The sequence below is a fragment of the Paenibacillus sp. J31R98 genome, assembly GCF_056269245.1.
Genome location: NZ_JBWDNO010000001.1, coordinates 385,932 through 398,331, shown reverse-complemented (window position 1 = coordinate 398,331; position 12,400 = coordinate 385,932). Strand labels below are relative to the sequence as shown.

The following is a 12,400-nucleotide window of genomic DNA, read 5'->3' as shown; positions in this document are numbered from 1 at the left end:
AAAAAGCCGCCCGGTTTGCACCGGACGGCAATTTTTTTTGCGTTTTATTTCGTGAACTGCTTATCACGCAGAAGAACTGCGCGCAGATCGGACAGCCATTGCACATCAAGTCCCATCTCTTCCGCGAAGAATCTGACTGGCAGAAACTGCCGATTACCGGAAATCATCGGCGCTTTGGGCAGCGACACCGTAGTTGTCGCTCCGCCAGTCACCTGCTTCACCACTTGAGTGGAGCCATTCTTCACGGTATAGGAGATTGCATCATGCTTAAGGACTGTCTGACCATTCGCATATTGCACCTTGAAGCCAAGCTTCTCCGTGAGCACTCGGACAGGCACGAACGTGACCCCGCTCGCAATAATAGGCGATACATCGCTTGTCAGCTCTCCGCTGTTATACAGCAGGTGCAAGCTTCCATTCGCCTTTACGCCTGTCGGCGCAGCATATGGAGCAACAATACGAATGGTGTTGCTGCCTGAATCTGCGACCGCAAAAGCACCGCCGCCGATCCATTCAACGTCAGTTGGCCGGTTGAACGCGGAGTATCGAGCAATACCGTCGACCATGCCTTCTTCCTCAGGCGTGCCTGCAACTGTGGCTACTTTCCCGCTCGCGAGGTAACGTATTGCATGGTTCAATGAATCCGCAATAAGCAAGCCGCCATCCGGAGTGACAGAAAGTCCGCGCGGCGCATGCAGTTTCGCTATCGCTGCAGCTCCATCCGCAAAGCCGCCACTTGAATACGGCGAGTCCGCTTCATAACTCAACTTCTCGCCAGTTACGCCGCCAGCTACCGTCGTCACTGTATTCGTCTTGAAATCAATGTATCGAATGCGATTATTTCCAGTGTCGCTAACATATAGATTGCCTTTAGCATCAAGCGCCAAACCGCTAGGTTCATTGAATTTCGCCTGGGCAAGCGGTCCGTCTGCATAATCGCCGACAGCTTCAATCACTCCCGGATAATATTCAATAATCCGCGTGGATGGAGCGTTCAATGTCGATACATGACCATTCTTAATTTGGCGGATGACATGATTGAGCGTATCTGCGACATAGATAACGCCATCCTTATTCACCGCAATATCAAGCGGATGATAGAAGCTCGCACTTGTTGCAGCGCCATTATCAGCACCAATGACTCCAGTGCCCGCCACTGTCGTAACGACGCCATTCGCTGACAACTTCCGAATGCTGTTATTATCCGCATCCGCGATATATACCGTGCCATCGCTATCTGCTGCGAGACCCGATGGCAAGTTGAATGATGCTTTCCCCGCGTTGCCGTCCAGCAAGCTGCCGAGCGGCGCATTGTAATCATCAGCTCCGATGTACAGCCCTGCAGCGGTAGTCGTTGTCGTTGCGCTTACGCTGCGAAGCATCTGATTCCGCGCATCTGCGACGAGATAACTGCCCGACTTCGCCGAGTAGATCAGCGATGTCGGCTCGCGGAATGCCGCTGTTGCCGAGCTTCCATCTACACGATCGAAAGCGCCAGAGCCAGCTAATGTATGTACTTCATATAAGGCCAAATTACCAATTGAAGGCTCGGCTTTGCCTGCTGCAGCGTAGCTGCTGCTGCTAAACGCGCCAACCGACACTGCTGCGGCAAGCAGCAGCGCGGCACCTCTTGATCGTTTCTTCATGAAGGCTCTGTCCCCTTTATACTAGTGGTTTCGCCATTTGCACAGTTAAATCCGAACCTTTAACTACTGCGACGGCATTGCCGTTCTCATCTACTGCTGTGATGGATTTGATAGTGAACTTCACAGGCAGCGTGTCTGGCGGAGTCGGGAACTCGCCAACGGGATAGAATGGCAGACGAACAAGTGTCGTATCCGCATTAATTTCAACCGCGTTACCGCTGAATTTCACGACGGTGTATAGCACGGTTGCATGCGTACCCGCTCCTTCAATAACTCGATAGTCATCGATGCTGTTCGCATTTGGAACCGTTTGGTTCTCCGGCTCTACGACAAAGCCAGAAGCACCGCCGCGATACGTTAACGAGTTCGATTTGAACTTATCACTATCAAATGCGACTTTATTGGACTCATATTCAACTTCAATTTGATATCCCATCATTTTCTTCGATCCGGTGAATCCCTTAAATACGACACCAAGGTCGAGTGCCCCATTTGAAGACTGCCCCACCGTCTTCAGGTTTACCGTGGACTTCGTATCTGCACTTCCTGTACCACTGTTCGTACCGCCGCCCGGAATACTTGGCAATCCGAGTGAATCACGCGCATCATCAATGCGCTTCTGTTCTTCAGGTGTTAGCTGGTTATAATAGGTTTGATTATTCTTCTCTTGCTGCTTCTGCTGTGCCAGCTTGTTCGCTGCATCGAGTTTCTCTTTCAGCTCTTGCGCTTTCTTAATGAGCTCCTGCTGCAATTCCTGCTGTTTCTTCAGCTCCTCAGCCTTCTTGTCTGCGAGCTTCTTCTGCACCTCTTCGAATTTCTTCGCTTGCTCCTGCGCAAGCTTCTCTTTATCAGTCAGCTTGAGCTCACTGGCCGTTGACGGATCAATCAACTTGCTACCGACCTCTTTATTAATTTGGTCGATTAACTGCTGATCCACTTTTTTTTGAGCTACCGCTTCTTTGGCAATGAGCGATACCAGGTTCGATAAATTATCCGCTATCCGTTTCAGATCTTCAGGTGATTGAATGAGCCCTCCGAAGTTGTCTTTATTCGGCTGCGAGTTTATGCTCTGACTCGCTTTCTCAAGCATTTGTTTCTGTTCCGCAGCGATAGACGCAGCATCCTTTAACAACGCTTGGACGATATCCGGAGCTGCACCGCTAACGAATGCTTGGAGATCGACGATGGAGATCGACGTTTCCAGGCCATCTCCATTTCTCGCTTCACCTAATTGCTGTGATGGATAGAGCAGAACGGAATTCGACATGCCTGAGTTACTCTCCGCCGCCGTCCGGTTGTTATTGGACATGGATTCGACTACGCCCGCTGCCAGGAAAACCTCTGTCTGACCGGTCAACGGGTTCACTTTCACGAAGAAATGCGTCCCGCGCACACCCATAATTGAAGTTGGCGTTTCGATTTCGAATTGATCGCTCGCGTTGGAGACGGATTTGACCTTCACCCACAACGATCCTGCCCAAACGCTCATCTTCGTTTTCGTGCCGCCGCTGTCCTTCATCTTGGAGAACGTCACTTGAGAAGCGGCGCTAACGTTGATCTCGTCTTGATCTGCGGCGCTGCTCGACAGAGTTAGAGTGGCTGAGCCGTCTTTGCCTGTCGCAATTTGATCGCCCTCGTTCAAGCTCATATTGCGGAAAGCCTTAAACGGCTTCGCTCCGCCTGATTTGAGCACATTCACCGTACCGCTCAGTTCTTTGACGACTGCAACGCGCATCACTTGCGCAGAGGCATGTCCCAAACCTGCAAACAGCGAGACAGGTCCAAAAACAAGCAGCAGACATAGCACCATCAGGAGCGATCGACTATTCATATTTCTGCGAAAACTCATGCCCCTTCTCTCCCCACATGTTGTAATTCCCGTACGTCTTCCGATTGGTCCTCGACTTCGCCGAGCACTTCCGTTACGAGTACAGGCAGTTCCTTGCCCTTCACCTTAATCTCACCGATGGTCTGCGTAATAAACTTGCCTTTCACGCGGGCCAGCGTTTCTTCGCTAATAAGAATTTGTCCCGGCTTCGCATTGGACTCAAGCCTCGCCGACAAGTTGACCGTGTCTCCGATCGCCGTATAGTCGAGCCGAAGCATCTGCGAGCCGATGTTGCCAACAACCGCAGGGCCGCTGTTTACGCCGACGCCGAACCTTACCGGCACGCCGATCTCTCGCAAGCAGCGCTCTTCCAGCTCTGCCGATTGTCGCTTCATCTCAAGAGCTGCCCGAACGGCGAGCTCTGGGTGATTCGGCTGCGAGATCGGAGCTCCGAAGATCGCCATAACGCCGTCACCGATGAATTTATCCAGCGTGCCATTCCATTTGAAGACCGCTTTCGTACAGATATCCAAGTACTCATTCAGCACCTGAATAACCTGCTCCGGCTGCAGCTTCTCAGACATCGGCGTGAAGCCGCGAATATCGACGAAGATAACGCTGATATCACGGCGTTGACCGCCAACGGTCACTTCTTCGCCCGAAGCGAGCATTTCATCCACAACAGTTCTCGGAACGAATCGGCCGAAGATGTTCGTCACACGGCTTCTCTCACGCCGCTCCGTTACATAATGGCTAACAACCGTCCAGATAAAGGCCGTGGTCATCGCCAGGAAAGGATATGTAATCGTAATAAATAGAGATTTCAGTTGATAGAGTTCAATCCATGTGAGAATATAGCCAGCTGCAAGCGCAGCGTATACGATAAACGCTTTGCCTCCAGTTACTCTCTCAAATAGAAGGATCGTAAGCAGCGTAAGCAATACGATCAATGTGTAATTCACGGCTGGCGTCGCTTTCGTCGAGAACTTGCCCGCAACGAGTGACTGCACCATATTGGCGTGAATTTCAACTCCGTACATCTTGAGCGTTGTGCTGAGCGGTGTTAAGTATTCGTCCTGAAGACCAGGCGCGTAAGGGCCGATCAAGACTACATCGCCACTATAGTAATCCGCTGGCACATTGCCTGAGAGCACATCGAAGAAGGATTGCGAATCATAGCCTGTCTCTGCGCTCATCTCTTCCCTGGGCATCGTGTAGAACTCTGTTGCAATCTGGTTGCGTTTGTCTACCGGAATACGCTGGCTGCCGCGGTACCAAGCTGACTTGTCTGCGTTCCAGGAGATTTGATGGTCCTTATCTAGCAGATAATTCGCGAGTTTCACGCTGAATGCCGGAATCATCTGCTGCTTGTCATTCTGTAGGCCGACAGTGAGCTTACGGACCGTTCCGTCTTGGTCCTGCATGACATTGATATGGCCGAGCTGGCCTTCGCTTGCCCCGATTGTATCCGCTGGATAGGAGATCGACTCGGTCTCCAGCTCTCCCGCTTCATCTTGTCTTGCTTTGAAATTGAAGACAACCGGCAGAATGACATTCGGGTACTTCTTCATCGTTTCCGCCATCATTGCATCGCTCTCGGGATCCTTCCCCGGCTCCGCAAGCACGACGTCGAGCGCAATCGCTTTGGCTCCAGCATCGGCTAGCATCGAGATGAGCTGCGCATAGAGACCACGGTCCCATGGAAATTGTCCTAAATTGTCGAGTGACGCCTGGTCAATCTTGATTAGTTTAATGTTGACGTTAGGCGCTCTCTCCGCGTCTGTCTGCTGGGTAACTTTGTCCTGCAAAAAGGACTCCATCCGGTTCAATGAGCCTCCGGTTCCCAAGCTGCTGAGGAAGGACCAGAACAAGCAAATGGCCAGTGCCGCCGCGGTTGTCAACAACCATTTACGCTTACGCATAATTACCTCCTATTCTAGTTTAGGAACGGATAATATTGCCTCTCATTCTTTTCTTCTATTCTATTGTAGATTTACAGCCATTGGCAATAATAATTGTCGAAAAAACAAGAAAAGCCCCATTCCTTGTCGATACAAGGAATGGGACTTTAGTTCGATCCTATGAAGAGATCTTAGTTGTTGAAAGCAGCGTCTGCAATCTTAATGGAATCTGTAGGGCAGCCGTCTGCTGCGTCTTGCAAGTCATCATATAGATCGGATGGAATTTCAGTGTTACCGTGGTTGCCGTCGCCGCCAAAGATAACCTCTGCAAGTCCTTCATCGTCGTAGTCATAAATATCCGGTGCCGTTGCGCCGCATGCACCGCAAGCAATGCAAGTATCTTTCTCAACCCATGTAAACTTCGACATCGTTTTCCCTCCTATTAGTTCTAAGCTTAAAACGCTTACTTGTACTTGTGCAAACAAATTAGCGAACAACCTTCACTCATCACTATATAACATATGATCGTCAGTTTGCAAGGATGTCCCTCTAATTCGTTTGTTGCGAATAAGCGCAGAAGGATCATCGCCAAGCATGCCCGCGGTAAGTACCGCATCCTCGCCAAACTTGTCTCGCAGCATATCCATCGTCTTCGTCAAGGCATCCTTTCGCGGCTGCTCTTTATAGTCGAAGAGATCAAGCTGAACAGCTGTTTCAGATTGAAGTGATAGATTCTGAAGAGTGATACCGAGCAGACGAAGCGGTTCGCCTTCCTTCCAATGCTTATCGAACAGCTTGCAAGCTTCTCTGTGAATATCATATGCCGAATCCGTAGGCGATGTTAGCGTAACGGAGCGATTGAACGTCGACATATCCGGCCGCCGCATCACAAGCTGAATGGTAGAGGCCATCATCTTCTGGTGGCGCATTCTACGGCCCGTCTGATCTGCTAGATTGAGCAGCACCCTATGTGCATCCCCGCGCTCCTTCACATCCTTCGGCAGCGTCGTTGTATGTCCGATTGACTTGTTGCGTTCCCTTGAAGCGTTGACGGCCGAACTATCGTGGCCATGCGCAGCTGCCTTCATCCAAGAGCCGATCACGCCAAAATGTTTGTTCAGCATCGCTTCGTCCGCTGCCGCTAGCTGCCCGATCGTTCTAATATTCAGCCTCGTCAGCTTCTCAGCCGTCTTGCGGCCAATGCCAAACAAGGAGTCGCACGGCTTGTCCCATAGAAGCTTGGGCACATCGCGTATGCGCAGCACCGTAAACCCGTTAGGCTTCTGCATATCAGAAGCCATCTTCGCCAGCAGCTTGTTCGGCGCGACTCCCATCGAACAAGGCAGGTTCCACTCGGACACGATTCGATCCTGAATCTGATGTGCGATTTCGAGCGGCTCGCCGAAGGTGGACGAACCCGTGATATCCAAGTAGCACTCGTCTATCGACATCGCTTCCACGAGCGGCGTGTACTGCTTCGCAATCGACATGAACCCTTGCGAATATTTACGATACAATTGAAAGTCGGGCTTGATCAGAATTAGATCCGGGCAGCGACGCATTCCCTCGCGAACCGTCATGCCAGTCTTGACCCCTTGTTTCCGCGCGGCGTAGGACGAGGTGACGATAATGCCCCTACGCTGCTCTACGCTTCCTGCCACAGCGGTCGGTTTATCTTTATAGAGATGAGGTTCTTCCGCTTCGTGCACCGAGCAGTAGAAGGCATTCATATCTAAATGAAGAATAACGCGGTTTTTCGCCGTTTTTTCTCTCACCGTCTCCTTCTCCATCGCTGCACGCACCTCCTCATTTTTGCTTCATTAAGTAACAACTAATTCCAGCATACCTTTGACGAAAATCACCGTCAACTCGCGTTGTATGCAATAGCTATCTCTATAAGCAAGAAAGTCGCATTTACGCACTCGATAACTGATGATATAATAAAAAATTATCACAATGCATCGTTTCACATAGGAAGGGGCTATAAGTATTCATGGCAAACACAATCTCCATCTTTGACACGACGCTGCGAGACGGTACGCAAGGTGAAGGAATCAGCCTCTCAGCAGATGACAAAATAAAAATCGCCCAGAAGCTTGATTTGCTCGGCGTTCATTATATTGAAGGCGGAAATCCAGGCAGCAACAGCAAGGATATCGAATTCTTCCAGCGCGCCAAGGGCCTTCGTCTGAACGCGAAGATTACCGCTTTCGGCAGCACAAGACGGAAGAACAGCCTTGCAGAGCAAGACAGCAGCCTGCTGCGCATTGTCGAATCCGGCGTTCCGGCGGCAACACTCGTTGGCAAGTCATGGGATTTCCATGTACATACCGCTCTTCAAACGACGCTTGAAGAGAATCTCTCGATGATCTATGATTCGTTTGCTTATCTGAAACGGAACGATGTTGAAGCGATCTTCGATGCGGAGCACTTCTTCGATGGCTACAAGCATAACCCGGAGTACGCGCTCGCGGTGCTGCGCAAAGCCCAAGATGCCGGCGCTGACTGGATCGTGCTCTGCGATACGAATGGCGGCACGCTGCCGACTGAAGTGCATGACATTGTCTCGCGCATCCGCGCGGAGCTTAATGCGCCGCTAGGCATCCATACGCATAATGACTGCGAGCTAGCTGTCGCGAACACGCTGGCGGCAGTACAAGCCGGCGCTCGTCAAGTGCAAGGCACGATTAACGGCTATGGCGAGCGTTGCGGCAATGCTAATCTGTGCTCCATCATCCCGAATTTGCAAATCAAAATGGACTACCGCTGCGTTAGCGACGATCAATTGCAATCGCTCACGAAGACAGCGCGTTATATTAGCGAGATTGCTAACGTGCACATGCCTGTCGCACAGCCGTATGTAGGCAATGCTGCGTTCGCACACAAAGGCGGCATCCACGTCTCAGCGATTATGAAAGACTCGAAGACGTACGAGCATATTCGCCCTGAATTGGTCGGCAACAAGCAGCGCGTACTCGTCTCCGAGCTGGCAGGCCAGAGCAACATTATCTCCAAGGCGCAAGAGCTTGGCCTTGACGTGAATACAGGCAATGAGAAGACCAAAGAAATTATGGAGCGCATTAAAGATCTGGAGCATCAAGGCTACCAGTTCGAAGGTGCGGATGCATCGCTGGAGTTGCTGCTTCGAGATGCCTTCGGCGAGAATAATGAGATTTTCAAGCTCGAATCCTTGAAAATGCTCGTTGAGAAAACGAATGGCTGCATGAACGCAGAAGCAATCGTGAAAGTGAATGTCGACGGCCAGACGATCTACACGGCGGCTGAAGGCAACGGTCCGGTCAATGCACTCAACAACGCGCTGCGTAAAGCGCTGGAGCCCTTCTATCCGAGCATCAATGATTTCCACCTATCTGATTACAAGGTTCGTGTCATTGACGAGAAAGGCGCGACAGCAGGCAAAGTTCGCGTTCTCATCGAATCAACCGACTTCAAGACGACTTGGAACACAGTCGGCGTCTCGAACAATGTCATCGAAGCAAGCTGGGAAGCGCTCGTTGATAGTATCCGGTATGCGCTGCTTAGCATGAACAAGATTGACAATGCACACGAAGAACCGCGCGAGCAGCTTGGCTTGCTCAACCACTAATCTTCACGAAATAAAGAAACGCCAGATCAGCATGTTCCTTCCGCTGACCTGGCGTTTTTGTAGTTTATGCGCTTGGCTTCTGCTCGGCGTCTTCCTGAACCGCAATCCACTTCTCAATCATGGATTCCCACTTGCTCTTCGAGATCACCCCGGTAATCCGCTCCCGCACGACTCCGTTGCTGTCAATTAGCAAACTTGTCGGGAATTGATTGATCTTGTACAAGTCTGTCGCTTTGCCATCCCGGTCCATTAATATCGGGAACGTAAACTGCTGCTGATCGACAAATTCCCTCGCCTGCCGCTCCTTATCCATGCTCGTTGCATTCACGCCGTACAGTTCAAGTTTATCGCCGTACTTCTCCGACAACGCCTGCAAATCAGGCGCTTCCAGCTCGCAAGGTCCGCACCATGACGCCCAGAAATTGAGCAGCAGCAGCTTGTCCCGCTTACCGCCTATGTTCTCGGACTTATCATCCAAATTCGGCAGCTGCAGCGTCGGCGCAGTGTAGCCTGGCTTAGGCAGCATATCGCTAGAAGCGGCAAGCGCCTGGTCATGCTTCCCTTTATTCTGATAAATTGCCGCACCTGCAAGTGCGAGCACGATGAGAATCAACACGATAGAACGTTTCATATTGCGCCTTCTTTCTACATTTTACGTTAGTTCGACATAGCCTCCCTACATGTTACCATGTCTGAGAATGGTTGCTCAAGCTCATGGGCACATTACAGGTCGAAGGTCAAACCACAAGCATAGGGGATCCACGCAAAATGAAGCAATCGACATCATCGAAATGGGCTGCGAGCAAACCCGGCAAGCTGCGGACTGCAGACCATAGCGGTCACGACAAAAGCGATACGAAGAAGCAGGAACAAGGCGGAAGCGGAAAATGGCTGGAGTACATGGCACTTGCCACCGTGCCTCTTGTCCTCGTCCTCGGCAACTCCATGCTCGTACCGATCTTGCCGGATATGGAGAAGAAGATGCATATTTCCAGCTTCCAGGCGAGCCTTGTTATTACTTTATTTTCAGTTTCGGCTGGTCTCATTATTCCCATATCCGGTTATTTATCCGATCGCTTTTCACGTAAAGCCGTTATCTTGCCTTCGCTCGCTCTATATGGTGTTGCCGGCATCGTAGCAGGGATCGGCGCAGTCATGCACTCCTATTGGCTTCTCATTGCGTTTCGAGCGTTGCAAGGGATTGGCGCAGCAGGCACTTCACCCATCGCTATGGCGCTTGTCGGGGACATGTACAAGGACGGCACAGAGAGCGAAGCGCTCGGCCTTATTGAGGCGTCCAACGGCGCTGGCAAAGTGGTCAGCCCGATCATAGGCTCACTGCTTGCGCTCATCGCTTGGTATGTGCCCCTGTTTGCTTTTCCGCTCTTCTGTGCAGGCTCGTTCTTTGCGATGATGCTGTTCATTAAAGAACCGCCTAAAGAGAACAAAGAGGTCGTTCCCGTCAAGCAATACGTCGGTGATATTAAGAAGGTATTCCGCGAAAAAGGCCGCTGGCTCATCTCGTCCTTTATTTCCGGCTCGCTTGGTCTCTTCATCCTGTTCGGCGTTCTCTTCCGACTGTCGGATTTGCTCGAAAAAGCTCCATACCATATCGATGGCGTGGCAAAAGGCGGCGTCCTTGCAATCCCGCTCCTCTTCCTTGTCGTCACCGCCTACATCACCGGGCATCGCATTAAGAACAACGGCACGCTCATGCGCCGGCTTATGATTATCGGTCTCGCTGTCATGAGCGGCGCGCTAGCCGCAGCTGCGTTCCTGCATCACAATATCTACGCGCTGATTGGTTTCGCTGCGCTAAGTAGTCTCGGCACAGGCTTGCTTCTGCCCTGTCTGAACACGCTCATTACCGGAGCTGTCGATCGGCCGCATCGCGGCATGGTGACATCGCTTTACAGCAGCCTTCGATTCCTCGGCGTAGCCTTCGGCCCGCCTTTGTTCGGGTGGATGGCAGCTCGTTCGGATACTTTGCTATACAGCGTTGTGTCTGCCCTCTCCGCATGCGCGCTGCTCATCATTATATTCCTTGTACATCCTCCACAGAAAGCGGGAGACAGCGGTTGAACGGTTGAGCGGTTGACGAACGCGAGGCATGGTCACGTATAATAGATGAAGCTAAACCTTAGCTAACCATCTATATGCAGGAAAGAGGTCTCGCACTCGTATGCCAATCCGTATGACTGGACAATCGATTCCATCTGCCGCTAGCTTAACACCGCAGGCACATGCACAGTTATTGCGCACTTGCATAGAAGCAATGCCTAACGAAGCATGCGGCGTCCTCGCTGGAACGTTCGAGCAAATCGACGACCCTTCACATTTGAATGTGAAGATGATGGTAAAGGTCACGAATGTATATCCGATAATGAATATGGCGGCTGCAGCCAACGTGAACAACCGTTTCGCGTTTGAACCCTCTTCATGGGTTCAAACGCTTTATCGCATGCAAAATAACCGACAATCGCTTGTCGGTTATTTCCATTCGCACCCCACATCTCCGCCTAACCCGAGCACTGCCGATGTTAACGGCATACGGGCGGCAGCTGCGTGCGACACATCGTATTGGATAATATCGTTTGCAGATTCGATACAGCAGCCAATCGTTCAACCGTACTGGATCCATCAAGACCCAAGCGGTCAGCTGCGCTGCAGTCCATTAATGCTTGCTGAGATAAGCGTATAAGTCCCCAAGCGTAATCACATTCCTGCTTTGAATTCGCCGTAAGTAGTGCTGCCACAACTTCGCGGTCATAATCGAATCTTCCAGGGCATGATGCCGCGTAGTGATCTCAATGCCGCTATGCTCGAGCAGATCGTCGAGGCTGTAGCTCTCGCGATCCGGTTCCAGCCACTTCGCAATTAGCATCGTATCAAGGACCCGATGCGTCATATTGACCTTCGACGTGCGCCAGAGCGCTGCATTTAGAAATTGCTTATCATGTCCGCTCGCATGCGCAATCAACATTCTTTTGCCGACGAACTCCATGAAATCATGCAGCACCTGCATCAGATCAGGGGCATCCTCCGTCATCGCGTTCGTGATGCCGGTTAGCTCCGTAATATGCTTGGGCACTTTCCGCTTCGGATTGACGAGGCTATAGAAGGTCTTCTCCGGAACTAGCTCCTCGCCCTTCAACAGGACGGCGCCGAAAGATATAATCTCATCGCCGTTCGTCGGATAGAAGCCTGTCGTCTCCAGATCGAAGACGACCACCTCTATGTCGCTTAGCGGCTGATCCATAATTGATTCTTTGCGCTGCTCTTTCGACATTGAGCGAATGAAGGCCATCTGCTGCGCATTTTGAGCGCCAACCGCGCCGGCAATCGCTGACGTAAGCCCGCCCATTTTGTACAAATGCCACATTCTGCCCATGCTGCGTTGCTCCTTCATACTTCTCCC

At 51.4% G+C, this 12,400-nt stretch carries 10 protein-coding genes; 3 read left to right on the top strand and 7 right to left on the bottom strand.

Translation table 11 applies throughout. The features are described 5' to 3' along the window. Positions 1 to 44 precede the first annotated feature (44 nt). The 5 genes from AC0YNX_RS01730 to AC0YNX_RS01710 form a co-directional block, all read right to left on the bottom strand. On the bottom strand, positions 45 to 1,646 hold the full coding sequence (locus tag AC0YNX_RS01730) for a stalk domain-containing protein (protein ID WP_475813932.1): 1,602 nt from the start codon (positions 1,644 to 1,646) through the stop codon (positions 45 to 47). A gap of 16 nt (positions 1,647 to 1,662) precedes the next feature. Next, positions 1,663 to 3,477: a FecR domain-containing protein gene (locus AC0YNX_RS01725; protein WP_475813931.1), complete on the bottom strand. Its 1,815-nt coding sequence runs from the start codon at positions 3,475 to 3,477 to the stop codon at positions 1,663 to 1,665. Between the two features lie 14 nt (positions 3,478 to 3,491). Continuing rightward, positions 3,492 to 5,396, bottom strand: coding sequence for a CHASE2 domain-containing protein (locus tag AC0YNX_RS01720; RefSeq protein WP_475813930.1), 1,905 nt, complete (start codon positions 5,394 to 5,396; stop codon positions 3,492 to 3,494). Positions 5,397 to 5,566: 170 nt separating this feature from the next. Then, positions 5,567 to 5,803, bottom strand: coding sequence for a ferredoxin (locus AC0YNX_RS01715; RefSeq protein ID WP_116189662.1), 237 nt, complete (start codon positions 5,801 to 5,803; stop codon positions 5,567 to 5,569). 72 nt (positions 5,804 to 5,875) lie between these two features. Then, positions 5,876 to 7,165, bottom strand: coding sequence for a DNA polymerase IV (locus tag AC0YNX_RS01710; protein ID WP_475813929.1), 1,290 nt, complete (start codon positions 7,163 to 7,165; stop codon positions 5,876 to 5,878). Positions 7,166 to 7,368: 203 nt separating this feature from the next. Here AC0YNX_RS01710 and cimA point away from each other — a divergent pair, with 203 nt between their 5' ends. After that, positions 7,369 to 8,982 carry a citramalate synthase gene (gene cimA, locus AC0YNX_RS01705; RefSeq protein WP_475813928.1) on the top strand — a complete coding sequence of 538 codons (1,614 nt, stop codon included), beginning with the start codon at positions 7,369 to 7,371 and terminating at the stop codon, positions 8,980 to 8,982. 64 nt (positions 8,983 to 9,046) lie between these two features. Here the strand turns inward: cimA and AC0YNX_RS01700 are convergent, their stop codons facing one another. Beyond that, complete coding sequence (locus AC0YNX_RS01700) at positions 9,047 to 9,613, bottom strand: TlpA family protein disulfide reductase (protein ID WP_475813927.1); 567 nt, start codon at positions 9,611 to 9,613, stop codon at positions 9,047 to 9,049. A 137-nt stretch (positions 9,614 to 9,750) separates the two neighbouring features. Here AC0YNX_RS01700 and AC0YNX_RS01695 point away from each other — a divergent pair, with 137 nt between their 5' ends. Together AC0YNX_RS01695 and AC0YNX_RS01690 are read left to right on the top strand one after the other, a co-directional pair. Further along, on the top strand, positions 9,751 to 11,064 hold the full coding sequence (locus AC0YNX_RS01695) for an MFS transporter (RefSeq protein WP_475813926.1): 1,314 nt from the start codon (positions 9,751 to 9,753) through the stop codon (positions 11,062 to 11,064). A 100-nt stretch (positions 11,065 to 11,164) separates the two neighbouring features. Continuing rightward, on the top strand, positions 11,165 to 11,683 hold the full coding sequence (locus tag AC0YNX_RS01690; protein ID WP_475813925.1) for a Mov34/MPN/PAD-1 family protein: 519 nt from the start codon (positions 11,165 to 11,167) through the stop codon (positions 11,681 to 11,683). Here the strand turns inward: AC0YNX_RS01690 and AC0YNX_RS01685 are convergent. Continuing rightward, the gene (locus AC0YNX_RS01685; protein ID WP_475813924.1) at positions 11,657 to 12,391 is read right to left on the bottom strand and encodes an exonuclease domain-containing protein; all 735 of its coding nucleotides are present in this window, start codon (positions 12,389 to 12,391) and stop codon (positions 11,657 to 11,659) included. The genes AC0YNX_RS01690 and AC0YNX_RS01685 overlap by 27 nt on opposite strands. Positions 12,392 to 12,400: the final 9 nt, after the last annotated feature.

What these genes read in the sequence shown, in the direction of transcription:
- AC0YNX_RS01730 (WP_475813932.1), bottom strand. Translation starts at nt 1,646, where the DNA reads ATGAAGAAACGATCAAGAGGTGCCGCGCTGCTGCTTGCCGCAGCAGTG.
- AC0YNX_RS01725 (WP_475813931.1), bottom strand. Translation starts at nt 3,477, where the DNA reads ATGAATAGTCGATCGCTCCTGATGGTGCTATGTCTGCTGCTTGTTTTT.
- AC0YNX_RS01720 (WP_475813930.1), bottom strand. Translation starts at nt 5,396, where the DNA reads ATGCGTAAGCGTAAATGGTTGTTGACAACCGCGGCGGCACTGGCCATT.
- AC0YNX_RS01715 (WP_116189662.1), bottom strand. Translation starts at nt 5,803, where the DNA reads ATGTCGAAGTTTACATGGGTTGAGAAAGATACTTGCATTGCTTGCGGT.
- AC0YNX_RS01710 (WP_475813929.1), bottom strand. Translation starts at nt 7,165, where the DNA reads ATGGAGAAGGAGACGGTGAGAGAAAAAACGGCGAAAAACCGCGTTATT.
- cimA (WP_475813928.1), top strand. Translation starts at nt 7,369, where the DNA reads ATGGCAAACACAATCTCCATCTTTGACACGACGCTGCGAGACGGTACG.
- AC0YNX_RS01700 (WP_475813927.1), bottom strand. Translation starts at nt 9,613, where the DNA reads ATGAAACGTTCTATCGTGTTGATTCTCATCGTGCTCGCACTTGCAGGT.
- AC0YNX_RS01695 (WP_475813926.1), top strand. Translation starts at nt 9,751, where the DNA reads ATGAAGCAATCGACATCATCGAAATGGGCTGCGAGCAAACCCGGCAAG.
- AC0YNX_RS01690 (WP_475813925.1), top strand. Translation starts at nt 11,165, where the DNA reads ATGCCAATCCGTATGACTGGACAATCGATTCCATCTGCCGCTAGCTTA.
- AC0YNX_RS01685 (WP_475813924.1), bottom strand. Translation starts at nt 12,391, where the DNA reads ATGAAGGAGCAACGCAGCATGGGCAGAATGTGGCATTTGTACAAAATG.